The following is a 19,899-nucleotide window of genomic DNA, read 5'->3' as shown; positions in this document are numbered from 1 at the left end:
GCTGCGCGGAGAATGCTCGGAACGCCGCGCGCGATCATTTCGGAACCCTGCACGCCATCAACTCGGTACGGTGCGCGCGATGCCCTCGGAATCGGCACGACTTCTGGCACGATGTGACGCCGGACAATCTTAAAGGACTTTCCTGGAAAGAAGTGGTGCCTGAGATACTTCCGGCAGCACGATTGAGACGATCATCATCAGCGTGGAGATAGCGGCGATGATCGGGTCGACTTCGAAACTCGGAAGCCTCGTTGCCGATGTGCAACTTAGAAGGGGTCCCAGACCGCCGCCGTCGAAAGATGAAGAGCGGCCGAAAACCGGAGGTGCTGGGTGCTGGATAATGATCATTTACCGCTCGTAGCTTGTTACCGCGACAGCGCTTGTTGCGTTAACCCCGACTGCTCAGGGGGCGCTTTGCAGCTTAGCTCGGTCTAACACGCTGCAGCGCTCAACCGCGGGAGAGCAGAGGGTTGGTGAGACCACTCGAATGGGAAGCCAAGATTGCGCAGACCTACTGTTCATCGGCGCAAGTGCTGCGGCGCGATGGGCAAGGCGCAGGGGCTCTTCTAACCCATGGCTCATGAACATGTTGAATGGCAAGCCACCCATGCTGGTGATTGTCGCGCTTGCTAACAAGATGGCGCGCATAGTCTGGGCATTGATGGCGAGAGGCGGAACGTTTCGAGCTGCGGCTATGGCGGCCTAGCTTCACCGCTGCCCGCGGTGCGAGAAGGTCGAACGGAGAGTATGGCGCAACGGCCAGAGACGGGATCGGGAAAACCAGGTTTTGGACACGCGCCCCGAGCGGGCATTACTGAATTGGACCCGCTCCGCGAACTCCCACACGGGCTTTTGCCGGAGACACTCGCGGTGTCCACGGCGCTCAAATGGCTTCGGGGAACGATTAGCCGGGCCACTCTTTTCTTGGAATCGGTGCCTCTGCCGAGGCATAAGCGTCTGAAACAAGCTTGTAGCAACTACATGCTCTTTGCTCGAGGCAGCTGCGTCGATCAATGTGCAAGACGCCGCGCATCTTACGAATCAAACCGTGTTCTTCGAAGCGGATTAGCGTCTCCGTCACTCCGGCGCGACGCAATCCCAAGGCGGACGAAAGATAGTCATGCGTGACTGGAAGCACATGAGTATTGAGAGCATCACTCGCAAAACAAAGCCAGCTCGCGAGCCGCATTTCGCGATCGTGCCGAACCCCGCATAATCCTGTCTGAGCGCAATGCAAGTTCAGCGCTTGAGCGTATAGAAGTAAATGTTCTCGTATTTCTGTACGCTCGTTCAGGATCCTACTCAAATCATTGGCATGTATCCTGTGTGCGCTCCCGGGAAAGAGCACCATAGATTGATGCGTCCAAAGATGCCCTCCCAATAAGAAGGAAGCACCGACCACCCCACGATGCCCGACCACCGCCGTTTCAAAAATGCTTCCGACCGAGACAATCCTTAGCGAGACTAGCCCCGATTCTAAAAAATAGACGTGGTCGAGCTGCTTTTTCGGCTCATGGAGAACCATGCGTTCTCTCAGTATGATCGGCTCAAGTACTTCCCCGATTGCCGCAAGATCTTGAAGAGAAATCTTCGCCAGAAATCCATTCTTGACAAAAGGGCGAGTGCCAGGCTGGTGAACGAATGGCTGCTTGCCGCGCGTCGACTTGAGCGCCAGATGTCCCGAACTCTCAAATGTATCGCGAGGGGTCGGTACGTGCTCGGTCATACTAGCGCTCCGTCTCCTCAGTACGCCCATCTCTGCTAGGTCAATTCCTCTGACCGTCGCGAAATATTAACTCATGACTCTAGCGCTACTTTAGCGTTGATTAATTCAATAACTTGCGTCGCCGCGATCAAATCCTGCGCTCAAATGGCTTTTTCGACGTGTTTAGCCCGGCACAACCGCCGCGATTCCCTTCATGACCATCCGTATGGTGAGCAACCGGCCGACCGCATCGCGTATGTCGTGGTGATCTCCGCGTATCGCCGCGCTCGACGCGATGCCGGAATATGGAGGCCGCCCCTAACGAAATGTCAGGTCGTGTCCCATTGACGCCAACTGGTCGAACGTAACGTACGGCAGCCCGTGGTTGTTCAGATAGGTCCGGTCTTCGCTTCGAAGTTGGGGGCTACCATTTTCCCCTTGTCGCGAGGATCATGTGCGCGGCAGCTCACCGCGACGACGCGTTGAGCAATCGCTCGGAGGTTGATATCGTGAACTACCGCGTGCAGTTTCATCGGTAAACGGTATGCACGAGTCGGGGCTAATGCTGTGATAAATCTTTTATGGCTTGCGCGGCGTTTCTTACGGGGAGGCATTGCCGGTTGTGGCGCTGTCACTGTCTAGCGCCATGCAATAGGGAATGCTGTCGTCGCTCGCATCATCGATCACTTGCGGCAGGAGGTTTGGCTAAAGTGGAGATACCTTGGCACGACCGCCGATAACAGCTGACGATGTTTTCTCCAGTGCTGGAGAACCGGGCACGGTCAACCACATTGTCTCCCCGAAGCTCCCTTCACTATTTAACATAGAGCTCTCGTTCGAAATTTGTCAGAGTGTCTGCGCCATTCTTGGTAACCAGAAGCGTTTCGGAAAGAGAATAGTTTGGAGCCCCCGTACCATAGCCGGTCCACATCCCGCAGAGGAGGTGAAAGCACATGCCCTCCCGGTGTTCGTCCTTCCTCCAAGCCTGCTGTACATTCGCGCGAAGTGGGATGGTAGTTTAGACCAAGGCTATATCCAACTCACGTATGCCTTTTGAAGCCACTTGGCTCAAGAACCGCCTGCCATGCGGCCCAGACATCGTCACATGTCATCCTTGGCTTCATGCCCGCCAGCGCAGCTGCATGGCCCTCGTGAGCCGTACTGGCCAGCTAAGTCAGGCGGTTGCTCGGTTTTCCGAGAGTAACAGTACGAGAACCTCCGGCATTGTAGAGGAAGTCTCCCTAGCTCCATGACGTGATGCTGCCATCGCCAATGACGTCGGCGGTCCATGGCGCATGGACGATCCCCGCATGCCTTCCAGTTTGGATCCACGGCATTGTTGTTGGGTTGCGGCCAAAAATGCCGCCACGTAATGGTTCGATTTTACGTGCCGTTAGAGCGTAAGCGTGTCTTCGAAGCCCTTCAGATTGTTTGTGCATAGAGTTGGGAGCATCGCTAGAAGAGTCATCTTCGGCAAGGGTGCTCACAATGGACGACCATTCGGACGACATAAGACGACCGTTGTCGCCGCGTATCGAAGTGTATGCTGGCGTAGGTCGAAAGCATTGGCCGGATGATTTGAAGGCACAGATTGTCGCGGAAAGCCTTGAGCCAGGCGCGGTTGTAACAGATATTGCACGCCGCCATGGCTGCCGGCCCCAGCAGGTGCATGACTGGCGGCGCCGGGCGCGTTTAGGTCAATTGGTGCTGCCGGCTTCGGCGGATACACTATCGTTCGTGCCGGTGGTGTCGGAATCGGCGCTACCGGCGGCCGCGGAGCCCTCCGGATCGTCTGAATCCTCTATCACGGTTGAGCTCCTGGGAGCACGGGTAGAGGTACGCGGGACGCCTGGCCTTGCGGTGCTAAATGATGTGTTCATGGCCCTGCGACGGACACGTTCATGCTGACGCCACCCGCGAGCCTCACGATTTACGTTGCGACCCAACCTGTGGGCTTCAGAAAAGGGTGCGGATGGCTTGGCGCTCTTGGCGAAGGAGACGCTGGGCTATGACCCGATGAAGGGCGTGGCGGTGGTCTTCCGTGCAAAGCGCGCGGATCGGGTGAAGATAGTCGTCTGGGATGGCAGCGGCCTTGTGATGTACTGGAAGCGGCTCGATAGCAGCGGCTTCAAATGGCCTCCCGTTGTGGCCGGCGTTATGCGGATGAACGCCGCGCAGCTGTCCGCGCTTCTGGCGGCATGGATTGGACACGCATGCACGCGCCTCGAATCTCGCAACCGAAAGCACTTGCGTGGGAAATAAAATCTTCGCTGCAACAGGGCGCGAAGCATGGCAGACTCGGGCCCATGGGTGATTTGCCTGATGAGCTGCCGAGCGATCCAGCCGAGCTGCGTGTCTTTGCCGCGGCTCTACTGGATCGTTGCGCCAGGCTCGAGCGGTTGCTCAAGCTTGCAAAAGATGCGCAGTTCGGTCGATCGTCGGAAAAGCTTGACGCTGATCAGCTACAGCTTGTTCTGGAGGATATCGATGAGGCCGTCGCGGCTCTCGAAGCGGCCGAGGATCGCGCCGATCCCAAAACATGCGAGAGGAGAACTGCCGAGCGCAGGGCCAATCGTGGCAAACTGCCGGAGCATTTGCCGCGCATCGTCGAAACGCTGATGCCGGCTGCAACCTGCTGTCCGTCCTGCAAAGGCGATCTCTCTGAGATTGGTTGCGATGAGAGCCAGAGGCTCGACGTCGTTCCGGTGCAATACCGGGTGATCGTGACCCGCCGGCCCAAACTGGCCTGCCGCGGCTGTCACGGCGTCGTCCTCCAGCACGCTGCTCCCGAGCGACTGATCAGGGGTGGATTGCCCACCGAGCGGCTCGTCGCGCATGTGATCGACGCCAAGTATCATTGGCATTTGCCGCTCTATCGGCAGGCGCAGATGCTGGCGACGCACGGTATCGCCATCGACCGTTCCACGCTCGCCTTCTGGGTCGGCTATGCCGCCCAGGAATTGAAGCCCTTGTGGCATCGTCTGCGCGAGCTTCTGCTCGCCTCCTCGAAGCTTTGTGTCGATGAGACACCGGCGCCGGTGTTGGATCCGGGGCGCGGCAGGACCAAAGCCGGCTACTTCTGGGCGCTCTCGCGTGATGACAGGCCTTGGGCCGGACCTGAACCGCCTGGCGTGGTTTACGCCTATGCACCGGGCCGTGGGGCCGTTCATGGCTTGCGGCTGCTTGAGGGCTATCGCGGCATCATCCATTGCGATGGCTATGAGGCTTACAAGACCATGACCCGAGAGACGCGTGCGGACGCCCTGTCCGGGACGCTCGCCTTCTGCTGGTCGCATCTGCGACGCCATTTTGTGAAGATCGAGCGCAAGGCCTCTCCGGCGCCGGCTCCGGTTGCCCGTGAGGCCCTCGAGCGCATCGCCCAGCTCTACGCGATCGAGAAGGCACTCCGCGGCCGATCTGATGCCGAGCGCCGTGCTGGCCGGCAGGCGCATGCCCGGCCTCTGGCCGCAGCCTTGAAGCAGTGGTTTGAGGCAAAGCTTGATCACCTTGCGCAGAAGGGTGAGACGGCGAAGGCTTTGCGCTACGCGCTGCGTCATTGGGACGGCCTGACGCTCTACCTTGATGACGGGCGCATCGAAATGGACACGAATGCAGTCGAGCGTGCAATGCGGCCGATCAAGCTCAATGCCAAGAACGCTCTGTTCGCTGGTTGCGACGAGGGTGCCGAAAGTTGGGCATTGCTGGCTTCGCTCATTGAGACGTGCAAACTCAATAGTGTTAGTGCCGAGCACTGGCTTACTGACGTCCTCGCGAAGCTCGTCAATGGTTGGCCTGCGGCACGACTGGATGAGCTGCTGCCCTGGGCATCGACTTACACGATGCATGCTCACGATCCGGGGCTGGCGGCATGAGCCTCAACACGACCGCTGTCCGGATCAAGGTGACCCTCAAGGATGTGAAACCGGAGGTGATGCGTCGCCTTGTCGTACCCGTCACCCTGCGCCTTGATCGGCTGCATCTGACGCTTCAGGCGGCGTTTGGCTGGACAAACAGCCACCTCTTCGAGTTCCACGCTGGCGAAGAACGTTGGGGCATCCCTGATCCCGACGGTGATTTTGGTCCCCAGCCCATCGATGCCCGCAAGGCGCGGCTCTGCGAGATCGTTCAAGAGACCGGCGCCAAGACGATCCATTATCTCTATGACTTCGGCGACAGCTGGGACCATGTGATCAAGCTCGAAAAATGGTTCGACAAGACGCCAACAGACGGTCTTCCACTCTTGCTCGATGCTGCCGGCCGCTGCCCTCCAGAGGATGTTGGAGGTGCGCCCGGGTATGCCGACTACCTCGATGCCATCGGCGACCCTACTCATCCAGAACATGAAAATATGCGCCTCTGGGGGCCCGAACAGTTCGACCCCAACGTCATCGACCGGAAGGCGCTCGAGGCCGCCGTCAACGCATTGTCCGGAATTTGGAAGCTACGCCGGCACAAGCTGCGATCAAAATAGACGTCAAGCGCCAATCAAAAGGGCCGCAGAGCTACGCTTACGTTAGAGCTCTGATCGAGATCGTCGTAGGCCGCATTCAACCAGAGACCGGATGTTGCCATCGTCAACTGCTATGCCGGCCATCAGAGGAAGATTGCTCTTTGCTTCAGAGAATGTGTTGTCGGCGCGTTGGACATCGCCCCAATCGCAGACGAGGCTACCGTGCCGGAGCACTACACCTAGAGGCCCTCCGCGAGGCGGAACTATACTGATCGGCTTGTCGTGAAGGGGCGCGACGTTGGGTATACGCGGCGCCAACATCTTTTCACTTAGGGATATAAGGGCTGTAGGACAGGCGAATCATGATGCTGCGCAAGCGCCACGGCAGCATCGACGTGGACTTGGACCATGCCGACTTCAGAAGCGTCAATACGGTGCAATCGCTCGGGCCCTTCGCCCATGCCCGACATTGGGACGCCGGCTCCGCTCTGAAATCTGCGCTGACGCGCTCACATGAGACCGGGAGGCGACCTAAGTTCAACGCATCGCTCCTTCAACTATCAAGCATTTGCATGCAAAATTCGCTTTATACGCAGCGTTCGCTGGCAGACTTGCTCTCTGTCAATACTAGCGAATGTCCGGAACCCTTATCTCTGTTGGAGGCTCCGCCCCCATTAGATGCTTGATAAAGTGATCCCACCTACGCTTGATGACATATCCGCTGCGCGTAACTGTCGTATGGTTCAGATCTGGAAGCAGCAGCATATCGAAGGTCCGATTTGCCTTCGCGAGGGCACCGGCCATTAGCACCGTGTTCAGCGGGTGAGCGTCGTCGTCCGCATCACCGGAAATGAGCAAGAGACGCCCTTCAATTTGGGCGGCAAGCGGCAAGGCCGACTGCGCTTCGTAGGTCCCAGGGAACTCCGACTGTAGCCCGTACCAGCGGTCGACGCCGAAATGGACAGAGATAAAGTTGTCATAGCTTCCGGCGCTCGCGACACCTACCTTAAAGACGTCAGGACGTTGGGCCATCAGCCGTGCTGTATATTGACCACCCCAACTGTGCCCATATATCCCAACACGTTCCGGGTCGAGTGCATCGTATCTGTCGGCGAGCTGCTTGACGGCGGCCGCATGGTCTTCAGGGACAATTTCTGCTGAACCAAAGCTCGGTCCCCAAGTGGCATCCCGAGCTTCCCGATCGAGCAACGGTGTACCGCGGGCGTCGAGCACGAAAACCGCAAAACCGAGCTGCGCCAAAGCCATCGCCTCGCCGGCTCCCACGCCGGGGAAGCGGACCGGGGCATAAACCATGTTCATCCCACCATAGATTGAATCGACAATTGGGACACGCCTACAAGAAGCGGTCGGCGGTAGATAGAGAGTCCCGCGGAGCACGGTCTTACCGTCGGCTGCAGTGACGCTGAAGCGTTCGGGCGCTACCCACCCCCGGTCCAATAAGGGTTTGGGGTTAGTTCGCCAAAGCTCCGATATGAGAGCGCCGGTGTTTTTTCGGAGGACCACCGTGGGAGCTTGCGACAAGGTCGAGTAAACATCGACGAACACGTCTTGCGTTGGCGACAGGTGAACGTCGTGATCGGCGTCTTCAGGCGTCAACAGAACGGGCTGACCACCATCAAGCGACACACGATAGAAGTGCTTCAGGTAGGGATCACGTCCGCTCTCGCGGCCGGCGGCGGAGAAGAAGACCACACGTTCGCGCGCGTTAACTGCCGTGAGGTCAACGACGGACCAAGCGCCCGACGTCAGCTTCCGGACAAGTTTTCCTGACGGCACGTCGTAGAGATAGAGATGAGCTCTGCCGTCCCTATGTGAGAGGAGAACGAGCTGCCTGCCATCCCCGATCGGCGTGAATAGTTTGAACCCGGTGCTATCTGTTGCGTAGCTGTACGGGTAAGGCCGTAACGGCTTGTCACCCCGATCGACGAGCACCGTATGAGAAGTGCCCGTTTCAGGATCCACGCGGTGGACCGTCAGGGTTCTGAAGTCCCGCGACATCTCGCCGGCAAACAGGTACCGGCTATCGTCCGTCCACGCAACGGCGACTTCTGGTTTGCCGTGAGGCGAGATTAGGGGAGGAAGTTTCGAATCAAGTACGGACCTTGTGCGGTGATTGACAATGACGAGGGAAGCAGTCGGTACGGTTTGGTCACCTGGATAAGCAGTGCGAAAGACAGGCGCTTCCGGAACTCGATGGCCCTTGGAATCCGGAGCCGACGCTATCAGGTACGGAAGGGCACGAAGGCCTCGCTGATCTACGCGGAAACTAACAAAGTAGCGCGAGTCAGGTGACCACAGTCCGACCACGGGATTGTCATGCCCTCGCAGGCGCGTCAGAGGCAGAGATCCGCTGTCTGCAAGCACGCCGTAGGCTACGTCCTTAGTGCCGTCGCGCGTAAGTTGATGACGGGTGCCTGACGCCGTCTCGACCATCGTCAGATCGTAGCCGTCATGCACAATCCGTAGGCTTCCATCTGGCGATAACGCTCGATCCGCATCGCCGCCATTCGGCTGCTGGAGCTTTACTGAGTTTTCGGACTCGAACCTCTTGCCATCCTGAACGCTGTATTCCCCCAGGACCTTACAGCCCGATGTGGCGAGAAGCCGACCTGAGCCGAGCCAGCTGAATTTTGGGAACGCGTCGGGCACCATAGACTGCACCGAAGAAGAGAGAAGTCCCACGGCACGCATATAGCGCGCTGACAACTCGTCGGCCGAACATGGCGCGTCGTCAACCACGACGGCGTCATCGTTAGAGGTATATTTCATAAACAAGAATCCGTTGCTCAATTGCGCGTTGGTAGCGGAGGGCTGGCTTAAGTAGCCCTGCCCTGCGCTGAGCTTACGATACCTAACCGCGAAGTGAGTGGTGAACCGGCCAACAATACAGGAGAGCGCCTTCAAACACCTTCTGCCTTTCTGTCATGAGTTCGTCGGCGCTGGCCTTGGATTTCTGCTGCGCCCAGAAACTGCTGTTCGTATATGTGGCAACTTATGAGATGACCTGGCTCCGCTTCGGCCAACGGTGGATCTGATGTTTCGCAGATTGCGCCGAGCTTACGTGGACATCGGTTTTGAAAGACGCAGCCGCGAGGCGGATTGGCCGCGGAGGGAATTTCTCCGGAAAGCCGAATCCGGGCGTTCTGCGCGCCTTCGATGTTTGGTACTGCGGAAAGAAGCGCCTCAGTATAGGGGTGGTTCGGTCCTTCGAATAAACGCTCCGATGGCCCAATCTCTATGATCCTTCCGAGGTAGAGCACGGCAATTCGGTCGGAAAGATAGCGCACTACGCCAAGATCGTGAGAGATGAAGATGTAGCTCACAGCGCGGGCTGCCTGAAGCTCGGCGAGAAGATTCAGTATCGCTGCCTGAACCGAAACGTCGAGCGCGGAAGTCGGTTCATCGCAGACCACGACGCGAGGATCGCCTGCAAAGCTTCGGGCTATGGCCACGCGCTGCTTGAGACCGCCGGAAAGTTGGCGTGGGCGGAGAGCTAGATACCTGGGCGCCAAGCGGACCGCCGCCACGAGCGTGTCGAGACGGCTATCTAAGTCGGCCCCTCGAAGCCCGCCGAGCCGGCGCAGCGCGCGGCCAATAATGTGGCCGACAGTGTGGGAACGGTTCAGCGCCGAGTCCGGGTTTTGGAAGATGATTTGCATCGCCTTAACTTCTTCATCCCGGCGTCGGTCGAGACTGGCGGCAAGCGCCTTACCGTCGAGTTCGATGAGTCCGCCGGGATCGGGCGGCACCAAGCCTAGAAGCATCCGGGCCAGCGTTGTCTTGCCGGACCCTGACTCGCCGACCAGACCGAGTGTTTCTCCCGGAAGCAGACTAAGCGAGACGTCGGCCACCACACGGATCGCACCGCCGCCCTGGCCGTAAGTCTTCGAGAGATTGCTAGCGCGGAGCACCGGCGCGCCGACGCCTGCAGGTTTCGGTACTGCCACGTCGGCCGGCGTGCTGCGTGGAACGTCAGCCGCCCGCTCGGGGTAATGACAACGCACGAGCCGATCGCCAGATTCCCGCAGTTCCGGAACTTCCGTCCGGCATCGGTCGTCAGCGAGCGCACAGCGCTCGGCAAAGGGGCAACCGGACATCAGCGCGCCGGGCGTGGGCAGGAAGCCCGGAATCGTGTCGAGCCGTCCAACGTCCTTCTGCTGCGCGCCCCGCGGCAGGCATCGCAGAAGCGCTACAGTGTAGGGATGACGCGGTGATGCCAAGATCTCCCGCGTCCGACCTTCCTCCACCAGCATCCCCGCATACAGGACGCCGACGCGGTCGCACATCTGCGCCACCACGGCGAGGTTATGGCTAATGAAAAGAATTGAGGCGCCAAGTTCGCGCCGCAGATCAGTGATGAGATCGAGGACGTCGGCCTGCACGGTAGCGTCAAGGCCTGTCGTGGGCTCGTCGAGGATCAGCATTGCCGGATCGCTCGCCAACGCCATGGCAATCAACACGCGCTGCTGCATCCCGCCTGAAAGCTGATGCGGATACCGCTGCATGACGGAGCCGGGATCAGTGATCCTAACCTTCTTCAGCGTTTCGAGCGCACGCGGCTCGCGCTCTGCCGGCGGGACGCCTACAGCCTCGAACACCTCGACCAACTGCCGCCCCACCTTCAGGGAAGGGTTCAGCGCTCTGCCGGGATCTTGATAGACCATCGAGACTTTCTTTGCCCGCAGATCCCTAAGCGCCTCCGGACCGAGCCGCATCACATCGGCACCGTCGAGCGCCACCGATCCACCGGTGACCTTCCCGTTCCGCGGCAGGTAGCGAACGACCGTCAGCGCCACGGTGGATTTGCCACAGCCGCTTTCCCCGACGAGCCCATAGGCCTCGCCCGGCGCGATCTTAAGACTTATATCGCGTAGCACGGCGCGATCTCGTCCGCCCGATCGGTAGGCGACAGATAAGTGATTGAGGCAGAGCGCGGGTTCAGTCATCGAGCGCCCCATGCAGTCCGTCGGCAATCAGATTTACCCCAATTACCAGGCTGGCGATGGCCAGTGCGTCGAACAGCACCGTCCACCAATAGCCGCCGCTAACCATCGCGTAGTTGGTCGAAATCGCTAGGCCCCAATCCGGCGAGGGTGGTTGCAGGCCGAAGCCAATAAAGCTCAGGGTCGCTACGGCGAAAATTGCATAACCGAGGCGCACTGTGGACTCTACAAGAATGGGCGAAAGTATATTGGGCAAGATCTCTATGAACATGATATGGACAGCTGACTCTCGACGAAGTTTGGCGGCGGCGACGTACTCGAGGTCCCGCTCCGACAGGACTGCGGAGCGGACGGTACGAGCCACCACGGTGCCAAACGACAGGCCGATGATGATGACCACTGTCATTTTGGAGGTCCCGAGGGCAGTGATCGCTAGGAGTGCGATGATGATCGATGGGATCGCCATCTTCGCCTCGATGAGGCGCGAGATGAGGTCATCGACAATACCCCGGAAATAGCCGGTGAGAAGGCCAAGCACGGTCCCCACGCAAATCGCGAGGATGGTCGCGAGAGGCGCAACGGTAAGTATGTCCCGTGAGCCGACGATGACACGGGAAAAGATGTCCCGACCGAGTTGGTCGCTTCCAAACCAGTGCTCAATCGAAGGTGGTGTAAGCGCGTTTAAGATATCCTCCGCGTATGGGTCGTAAGGAACGATGTGGCTCCCGAACAGGGCACAGATGACCCAAAAAGCCACAATGATAAGGCCAATCAAGAATGGACTGGAGCGGAACAGGCTTGCCAAAACGTCTTGGCGCCGAGCTGAAAGTACAATGGTGGCACCTTTCATTAGCGACTGCTCACCATTCTGATACGAGGATTGAGGAAGGAGTACAGTAGATCCGCGAGCAAGGTCGCGACAGCATAAGTGACGCCTATGACCATCACGCTCGCCTCAAGCATCGGAAAATCTCTCCCACGAGCCGCATTGAAGATCAGGGAGCCTATTCCCTGGTAGCGGAACAGCGTCTCCACTATCAACAGGCCACCAACGAGATAGCCCGTCTGGGTGGCGACGACTGCAATCGTCGGCAACAATCCGTTCCTGAGTACATGCCTCCAAATGACGAGTCGCCAGGGCAGGCCCTTCAGAACAGCGGTGCGTGTGTAGTCTGAATCGAGCGCCTCGATCATGCCTGCGCGGGCCATGCGGGCAATGTAGCCAAATAGAACCAATACGAGTGGCATTGCCGGAAGAATAAGGTAGTGAAGCTGGCCCAATGCTCCCGCACCATCTGGCCAAGCGGCAGAAATTGGCAGCCACCGCAGCCAGATACCAAAGATCAAGATCAAGAGAATTGCGGTAACAAATTCCGGCAACACGGTTGCCGTCAATCCACCTAAGCTGATGATCCGATCAAGTGGACGGTTCACTTTTAGAGCAGCTATGATCCCACCCATTATTCCAAGCGGCACAACAATCAAAAAGGCAACCGCTGCAAGCTTAAGCGAGTGGAGCAGCGCCTGGCTCACAAATGCGACAACAGGAGTACGATAGACATAGGATTCGCCCATATCGCCTTGGACAAACCGCCATATCCACGTGCCATACTGAACGAGAAGAGGCCGATCGAGGCCAAGTTGGTGGTTTAGCATCTCGACGGCCTGTTGATCGGCGTCCGGGCCCAGGAGGAATCGGCCAACGTTGCCGGGCAGGACCTGCCCGAGAAAGAAAATGAGTAGGCTCAGCACGAACAGAGTCACCAGCGAAAGGGCGAAGCGCCGGGCGATGTAGTGTAGCACTGGTTAAGATTCCTTTGGACAAGGGCGCTCCAACCCCGAGGCGGACGATTGGACCAGCGGGAAGCCACGTGGTTCCGCGAAGCCGCCTCGGTGGCGCAGCCTACGCCTTTCCGGCGTTTTGCAAAAACAGCTGATGCATAGCGTTCGACTCAACGCCTACGACGCCCTTTTTGACTGCAGTAAGGTTGTTGTAGAAGTACCCATAGAGATTAGGCGTCTCGTCGAGCAGCAGCCTTTCGATCTTGCCCGCAACCGCGCGCTGCGCCTCAAGGTCAAGCGTAGCGAAATAGCTTTTGGTCAGCGTGTCAAATTGCTCGCTCTTGAAGTGCGCAGCGTTGTAAGGACTGTCGCTCATCAACGCCGCTGTAAAATAATAGTTCGGGACACCTCGATGGTACCACGGCGTAATACCCATCGTGGCATCAAGCCAAGGTGACTTACCGAGGGCTGCATCACCAACATAAGACGTCCAATCCATTATCTTGAGCTTGAGGTCGACGCCAATCTCTTTTACCCACCCCTGGATGAGCTGCGCATATTCTGGGATCTCCAGATATTGCATGGTTGTGAGCGTCAACTGAACCCCATTCTCTAGTCCCGCCGCCTTCATCAACTCTTTGGCCTGGGCAACGTCCCGCTTGCGCTGCGGCACTGTCGGATCGGTCGAGGGATACACTGGTGCGAAGGGACTGTCGTTGCCGACCATGGCACGGCCCTTCATCAGACCCTTCACCAGCTTTTCTCGGTCAAGGCAAAGCGCCACGGCCCGACGGACACGCGGGTCCTTGAACGGTTCCACGTCGCAGCGCAGATGGACGAGTTGATGCGCTGCGGAGTTAACGCTAAGGATGTCAACGTTCGGGTCGCTCAGCAGCGCCACACCGGAAACTGCGGGGAGCGAATTGATGATGTCGACCTGCCCAGCCTGAAGCGCCAGGATTTGCGGCTGGATGTCAGTAAAAAAGATGAACTCGGTCCGAGCGGGTAGCGACTTCGACCCCCAGTAATCATCATTGCGCACGAAGTTCGCACCAACCTTCTGCGTGTACTTCTCGATCCTGAATGGGCCGGTGCCATCCCACGTCTTCTCGAAGCCTCCGGCATAAGACGCCGGAAGAATGACAGCGTTGTAATTGGCGGAGGATACCAAGTACGGGAAGTTGCCGCTCGGACTATCAAGATGGAACTCAATGGTGTAGTCGTCCACCTTCCGAGTGGCACCCTTCTGCAGGACACCCTTGAAGACCATGCGGGCGTTCGAGCCACTCTGTGGATCGACCACCCGGTCGAATGTGGCAACCACATCGTCGGCTCTCATTTCGGCGCCGGAATGGAATTTGACGCCCTTTCGCAGCGTGAAGGTCCAGACGGTACCGTCCTGGTTGGGTTTCCAACTTGTAGCGAGGCAGGGCCTCACCACCCGATCCGTCCCGTCGATGCACAGGAACTCAGCAACCTGCTGCGCCATCACTATCCCGCCTTCATCGCCGTTCGTGAGCGGGTTGATCGCGCCGGTCGGCGCCTGAAGGGCGACCCGGATCGTAGCGCCTGGTTGATCTCCGGCCCGGGCCATCGAAGGTGTTGCTCCAAAGCCAGCTGCCAGCGCAACCCGCCCAAGAAAAGGCAGCGACAAGCCAAGCAAACTGCCGTGTCGCAAAAACTCTCGACGGCCCACGCGACCATACAGATATCCGTCGACCAGATGATTTTCGATAGGGGTGAGGTTCGAGCGAAATGTATCGAGCAACTTAATGTTTCGGGTCATGGCGTTCCTCTTCGCAGCTATTCGAGCGCGTTCTCATGCGCGCGTTCATCTCACGGCATAAGAGAATGAATTAATGGACGTTATCCGGCTTAATTCAGTAATCGAAGCCGAAAATCGGCGCGAAATGCAGTGTATCGCGCGTTTTTGCGTACCCCTAACGCGCACTCCCGCTAAGGTGTCTCGCCGGGCGGCGACTGCTGGTCACGCTGATTTTTCCTTCACCGGGACGACGCGCTTTCCAACCGTGCCCAAAATACCAATACCGTCCATCCGGTCGATGGTCTTAAGCTTGTCTTGATCTTGCCGAATTCGATATCAGTTTAGAGCCGCCCGGCAGAGATCCGCAACCTAGCCGTAATCGGCTACTTGGAAAATCGGCGCGTCCTCGTCCTTGTTGATCGCGACAATCACCTTCGGAGTCCTTCATGGCGCCGGAAATGCCGACCGTGATATTGAGTTCGGGGCCCACGACCTTGCCAGTCTGGCCGACCCGCTAGTCGTTGGGCGCATAGCCGGCATCCACCGCCGCACGCGAGGCACCCACGCCGGCGCCCAGCTTGTCGGAGAGCGGCTCGATATTTGGTGAAGTTTTTCCGGCTCTGCATGCCGCGGCCACCGGAGACGATTATTTTGCCCGGGGTCAGCTCCGGACGTCGTCTCTTGGCGACCCCTCGCTAAGGAAGGACGACGTGCCCGGATCAGCCGCCGCGGCGGCGTTCTCGACCGGCGCATTGCCACCCTCGCCCGTCGCGGAGATCGTCGAGGTGCGGACCGTGATGACTTTCTTGGGGTTCTTCGACTTCACGGTCTGGATCGCGTTGCCGGCGTATCGGGCGCGACGACCTTGATGATCTCGTTGACCTGCATGACGTCGAGCAGAGCCGCGACACGCGGCATCACGTTCTTGAAGCGCGAGGTCGCGGGCGCCACGCAGGCGTCGTAGGAAGGCGCCTGCGAGACGATCAGCACGGCGAGCGGCTCGGCGAGGTCGTGGGCGTAAGCATCGTCCTCGGCCAGCAGCACGCTTGGAGGCGGCGTCCGCCCCGGCCTGGCGTTTTGACGGCGAAACCAGCACGTGGACGTGAGCACTGCAGCAGCCGCCAGCGCCTTGTTGGTGGCGTCCTTCAGCGACGCATTGTCGCGTTCAGCAATGAGCAGCGTCGTCATCAGACCCCCGGCTTCGTTCTTGACTTCGACACCAGCTCGGCGACATCCTTGACCTTTACGCCCACCTTGCGGCCCGGTAGCTCCGAGGTCCTGAGCGCCTCGGAAACGCGCGGTGACGTCGACGCCTTAATCGGCGACCGCCGTCTCGGCGATCGGCCTCTTCTTTGTCATAGTCGGCAGCGAGGCGTAGCGTGGCTCGTTGGTTGGTCGTGACGATCGCCGGTCACTTGAGCTTCACGGTCTGGTGGCCATCGACCTAGCGGATGACCTTGAAAGTCAGACGCTTCGAACTCGAGCTCCGAAGAAGGTTGCCCGCGACCAGCCGAGCAGCGCGGCCAGCATCTGGCCGGTCTGATTGCTGTCCTCGTCGAAGCCTGCTTGCCGAGAATGATCAGCCCCGGTTGCTCGTCCGGGCTTTGCCGACTTACTTCAGGCGGCACTTCCTAGGCCGGGATTTCGTCAAATGTGTCGATCGGCATCTTGACGTTGGCGAGTTCAACGCCCGATCATCGCCCTTGACGCGGACCTTGACATTGTAACCGACCTGTCGACTTCGCCCTTGGTCTCACCGCTTGAAATCATCAGCACGGAATGAAGTTTTGAACGCCTCGTGCAACGTGCCTGCTGTCTGAGGACGCAGTCCACGGTAATTGCTCTAGCTGACGCACACAACTCGATCTCGCAGATTGCGCTCTCATTTTCCGCATATCTTTTGCGAATGAATTAAATCCCAAGAATGCAGATCTGGGGAATACAGATCTGGCGCTTCCGCAGAGCCTATTGACAGCAGCGACTTATTGATCCTGCGCAGTACACTGGTCGTGGAAAGTACCACTGGAAACCATCGACTTAGGGTGTGCCGCAACTCAGTACCATCAGACGCCGGCGCCATCGATGACTACGGTCTCGCTCCCGAGTCTCCGGCCCATTGAGCAAATTGGCGTTCATGCGAACTCCGCCAAGTTCTTTGGAATGATGGAGCGAGGGGGTCGAAGCCGGCAGTGCTCCGGCACGATCCGATCGGGTGAGAGACTGCCGAGCCCGGTGACAAGCTGACTTTCGCCGCATTCGGCTTCGAATGCTACCGCCTTCTCGCTGAACACTTCTATGACTATCAGCAGCCGAGTTTCCCTCCGTGTGTCACCAATAGCGAATGTCCGGAACCTCTACATCTGTTGGCGGCTCGACGCCCAATAAGTGCTCCACAAAGTAGTCCCACCTGCGCTTGGTCACATACCCGTTGGTGGCAGTCGTCGAATGATTCAAGCCTGGAAGGATTAGCATATCAAAACTTCGATTTGCTTTTGCAAGAGCGCCCGCCATCAGTATTGTCTGCAGCGGGTGGGTGTCGTCATCGGCGTCACCAGCAACAAGCAGGAGGCGTCCTTTAATCTGAGCGGCAAGTGGCCAGTTTAACTGCGACTGGTAGGTCTCCGGGAATTCTGACGGAAGGCCATACCAACGGTCGCAACGAAAGAAGTACATGTAATTGTCGCTACTTTCGGCGAGCGAGACGCCGACCTTGAAGACGTCGGGGCGTTGGGCCATCAACCTTACAGTATAGTAGCCTCCCCAACTATGCCCGTATATCCCGACGCGTTCCGGATCGAGGAAATCGTATTTGGCTGCGAGCTGCTTGACGGCGGCCGCATGATCTGCCGCGACAACATCTGCTGAACCAAAGTTGGGTCCCCATGTTGCATCCCGCGCGGCGCGATCGAGGAGCGGTGTACCGCGGGCGTCGAGCACGAAAACCGCAAAACCGAGCTGCGCCAAAGCCATGGCGCCACCTGCACCCTCGCCTGGGAACCGAACCGGTGCATTGGTCCGCTGCATTCCCGCGTAAATCGAATCGATAATTGGCAGGCGGTCGCATCGTTTCTTCTCTGACGGCAGGTAGAGGGTGCCGTGAAGCACCGTCCTGCCGTCGGCAGCAGTGACGCTGAAACGTTCCGGCGCCACCCATCCGCGCTCCAATAGGGGCTTAGGGTCAGTTCGCCAAAGCTCCGATATGAACGTGCCCGAGCTCGTTCTGAGGACAGCCGTGGGAGCCTGGGACAATGTCGAGTGAACGTCCACGAAAAATCCGTGCGTAGGCGAGAGGTGGATCTCGTGGTCGGCGTCCTCTGGCGTTAATAAAACCAAGTGACCACCGTCGAGCGAAACACGATAGAAGTGCCGCAGGTAAGGATCACGTCCGGGTTCACGGCCGACAGCGGAGAAGAACACGACACGCTCACGCGCATCAACTGCTGACAGTTCAACAACCGACCAGGCGCCCAACGTCAACTGCCGAGCAAGCTCCCCAGAGCCCACGTCGTATAGATATAGATGAGCTCTGCCGTCCCGTTCCGAAACCAAGACGAGCTGATCGCCGTTGCCCACAGGCGCGAATAAGTTCACGCAGCGCTTGGGTAGCGGGAGAGGAAACGGCCGTAGCGGCTTGTCACCGCGGTCAACTAGAACCGTGTGTGATGTACCGGTCTCGGGGTCCACACGGTAGACCGTCATGGATCTGAAGTCACGCGAATCGACTCCGACGAACAGATAGCGGCCGTCGTCCGCCCAGACCATCTTGCCATCTTCTGGGGCGCCGTAGGGCAAAATCAGCGGCGGAACTTTCAGCTCTCGCACTACGCGCGTGCGGCGGTCTATTATGACGAGAGTCGCAGTCGGTACAGTGGTGTCGCCCGGAAGCGCGTAGCGAAATGCATGTACCTCCGGGATCCGATGCCCCCCTGGATCCGGATCAGACGCCACTACGTATGGGATCGATCGGAGTCCCCGCTGGTCTACTCGGACCGTGACGAAGAAGCGCGAGTCGGGCGACCAAATTCCGACAACGGGCGGTACCAGACGCTCTCGCAACCGTGTTAGCGGCTCAGAACCATTGTCAGCAATCACGCCATAGGCGACGTCGGACGTGCCATCGTGCGTCAGGCGATGACAGGAGCCCGATTCCGGCTCGAGCATCGTCAAGTTGTATCCATCTTGGAGAATTTGAACGGCGCCATCTGGCGACACGGCTTGATCCCCGTTCGGATAGGTGTTCTCCGGAGATTCTACGGTTCCTCCAAACGCAATCCTCTTGCCATCATTCACGCGGAATACGCCCAGAACCTTTGAATCCGATGCTGCTAGAAGCCGCTCCGATCCCAGCCAACGAAAGTCTGGAAATGCATCAGGGAGCAGAGATCGCAGGGAAGGAGAGAGCCCGGCGGCTCGCATGTAACGCGCCGACATATCGGCGGACGCGTGGTCTACCGGCGTTTCACCAGCCACGGCCGCCTCGTCGGTAGTCGGATCTTTCATCGAAGAAATCCTTCCTTGAATGGGTTCGGAGGGCGACCGCCAAAAACCGGCGCTTCTGCGCCTGCCGAGTAGTTCATCATGTCTGCTCGATTGAGGTCACTCGGCTCGGCCCGGCCGAACTGCTTAAGCTTTTACCGGGACTTTGCAGGAAGAGCTGCTTCATAGCGCTCGACTCAATACCGACAACGCCGCTCTTGATCGGGGGTCAGCTGTCGTAGAAGTACGCAAGTTGTTAGCCGGCTCGCCGAGCACGAGCCCTTCTATCTTGCCCAAAACCGTGCGCTGGGCCTCGAGGTCAGGAGCAGCGATGTAGCTTTGGACCGGCATGTCAGGTTGGTCGCTCTTGAAACGCGATGCGCTATAATAGCTGGCACTCATCAGGGACACTGCAAAGGAATAGTCGTTCATCTCACGGGCATAAGAGAATGAACTAACGGATGTTTTCCGGCTGAATTCAGGAATTGGAGCAGAAAATCGCCACGAAATGCACTTCATCGCGCGTTTGCGCGGCGCGAGCCTCGCCGGCTACTTTGCGCGGACCAAGAAAGCTCTCTTGAGGGGCAGCCCGCCGCAAGGCGGCTCTCCTCGGCTTCCAATTACCCACAATTGGCGGTCGATTTAGACGACGCGTCCGAGGCGAAAACTTGAATCGGCAGAATCTGTTGTGATTCGTTGTCGAGCACCTGATTCGCAATTTGATGGTGCTCGGTGCATTTGGTATTAAAGGATCCTG

15 protein-coding genes and 1 pseudogene are annotated in these 19,899 nt (G+C 58.5%); 4 read left to right on the top strand and 12 right to left on the bottom strand.

The window, feature by feature from the left end:
• Positions 1-129 precede the first annotated feature (129 nt).
• Together QQL28_RS44510 and QQL28_RS44505 are read right to left on the bottom strand one after the other, a co-directional pair.
• Positions 130-348, bottom strand: coding sequence for a hypothetical protein (locus QQL28_RS44510; protein WP_284276135.1), 219 nt, complete (start codon positions 346-348; stop codon positions 130-132).
• A gap of 556 nt (positions 349-904) precedes the next feature.
• Positions 905-1,726 (bottom strand): Crp/Fnr family transcriptional regulator, encoded by an 822-nt coding sequence (locus QQL28_RS44505; protein ID WP_284276134.1) that lies wholly within the window; start codon positions 1,724-1,726, stop codon positions 905-907.
• Between the two features lie 1,467 nt (positions 1,727-3,193).
• On the opposite strand from QQL28_RS44505, the gene tnpA reads away from it, so the two are divergent.
• From tnpA to QQL28_RS44485, 4 genes are read left to right on the top strand one after another with little or no spacing between them, the layout of a single operon-like run.
• Complete coding sequence (gene tnpA, locus QQL28_RS46415) at positions 3,194-3,613, top strand: IS66-like element accessory protein TnpA (protein ID WP_431309729.1); 420 nt, start codon at positions 3,194-3,196, stop codon at positions 3,611-3,613.
• A gap of 27 nt (positions 3,614-3,640) precedes the next feature.
• Positions 3,641-3,967, top strand: coding sequence for an IS66 family insertion sequence element accessory protein TnpB (tnpB, locus tag QQL28_RS44495; RefSeq protein ID WP_284276133.1), 327 nt, complete (start codon positions 3,641-3,643; stop codon positions 3,965-3,967).
• 44 nt (positions 3,968-4,011) lie between these two features.
• Entirely contained in the window at positions 4,012-5,577 is a 1,566-nt protein-coding gene (tnpC, locus tag QQL28_RS44490; protein WP_284276132.1) for an IS66 family transposase, read from the top strand.
• Positions 5,574-6,176, top strand: coding sequence for a plasmid pRiA4b ORF-3 family protein (locus QQL28_RS44485; protein WP_284276131.1), 603 nt, complete (start codon positions 5,574-5,576; stop codon positions 6,174-6,176). The genes tnpC and QQL28_RS44485 overlap by 4 nt, the downstream gene beginning before the upstream one ends.
• Positions 6,177-6,782: 606 nt before the next feature.
• On the opposite strand, the gene QQL28_RS44480 is transcribed toward QQL28_RS44485, so the two are convergent.
• From QQL28_RS44480 to QQL28_RS44445, 10 genes and pseudogenes are all read right to left on the bottom strand, one after another.
• Positions 6,783-9,080, bottom strand: coding sequence for a S9 family peptidase (locus QQL28_RS44480; RefSeq protein WP_284276130.1), 2,298 nt, complete (start codon positions 9,078-9,080; stop codon positions 6,783-6,785).
• The gene (locus QQL28_RS44475) at positions 9,077-11,122 is read right to left on the bottom strand and encodes an ABC transporter ATP-binding protein (RefSeq protein ID WP_284276129.1); all 2,046 of its coding nucleotides are present in this window, start codon (positions 11,120-11,122) and stop codon (positions 9,077-9,079) included. Before QQL28_RS44475 ends, QQL28_RS44480 begins: the two co-directional genes overlap by 4 nt.
• Positions 11,115-11,969, bottom strand: a complete 855-nt coding sequence (locus QQL28_RS44470) for an ABC transporter permease (RefSeq protein WP_284276128.1) — start codon at positions 11,967-11,969, stop codon at positions 11,115-11,117. The genes QQL28_RS44475 and QQL28_RS44470 overlap by 8 nt, the downstream gene beginning before the upstream one ends.
• The gene (locus QQL28_RS44465) at positions 11,969-12,922 is read right to left on the bottom strand and encodes an ABC transporter permease (RefSeq protein ID WP_284276127.1); all 954 of its coding nucleotides are present in this window, start codon (positions 12,920-12,922) and stop codon (positions 11,969-11,971) included. The genes QQL28_RS44470 and QQL28_RS44465 overlap by 1 nt, the downstream gene beginning before the upstream one ends.
• Before the next feature lie 100 nt (positions 12,923-13,022).
• Positions 13,023-14,687, bottom strand: a complete 1,665-nt coding sequence (locus QQL28_RS44460) for an ABC transporter substrate-binding protein (protein WP_284276126.1) — start codon at positions 14,685-14,687, stop codon at positions 13,023-13,025.
• A 283-nt stretch (positions 14,688-14,970) separates the two neighbouring features.
• Positions 14,971-15,156 carry a hypothetical protein gene (locus tag QQL28_RS46045; protein WP_348522574.1) on the bottom strand — a complete coding sequence of 62 codons (186 nt, stop codon included), beginning with the start codon at positions 15,154-15,156 and terminating at the stop codon, positions 14,971-14,973.
• Positions 15,157-15,327: 171 nt separating this feature from the next.
• Positions 15,328-15,492 (bottom strand): hypothetical protein, encoded by a 165-nt coding sequence (locus tag QQL28_RS46040; RefSeq protein WP_348522573.1) that lies wholly within the window; start codon positions 15,490-15,492, stop codon positions 15,328-15,330.
• On the bottom strand, positions 15,489-15,854 hold the full coding sequence (locus tag QQL28_RS46035) for an adenine nucleotide alpha hydrolase family protein (protein WP_348522572.1): 366 nt from the start codon (positions 15,852-15,854) through the stop codon (positions 15,489-15,491). Before QQL28_RS46035 ends, QQL28_RS46040 begins: the two co-directional genes overlap by 4 nt.
• Positions 15,854-16,404, bottom strand: a pseudogene (locus tag QQL28_RS44450) (electron transfer flavoprotein subunit beta/FixA family protein); the annotation flags it as partial. The gene QQL28_RS46035 and the pseudogene QQL28_RS44450, both read right to left, overlap by 1 nt.
• Positions 16,405-16,994: 590 nt before the next feature.
• A complete protein-coding gene (locus tag QQL28_RS44445; RefSeq protein ID WP_284276125.1) occupies positions 16,995-19,166 on the bottom strand; it encodes a S9 family peptidase in 2,172 nt (723 codons plus the stop codon).
• Positions 19,167-19,899 lie beyond the last annotated feature (733 nt).

The sequence above is a fragment of the Bradyrhizobium iriomotense genome (genome assembly GCF_030160715.1).
Taxonomy (GTDB): Bacteria; Pseudomonadota; Alphaproteobacteria; order Rhizobiales; family Xanthobacteraceae; genus Bradyrhizobium; species Bradyrhizobium iriomotense.
This window is presented reverse-complemented; position numbering and strand designations above follow the sequence as displayed.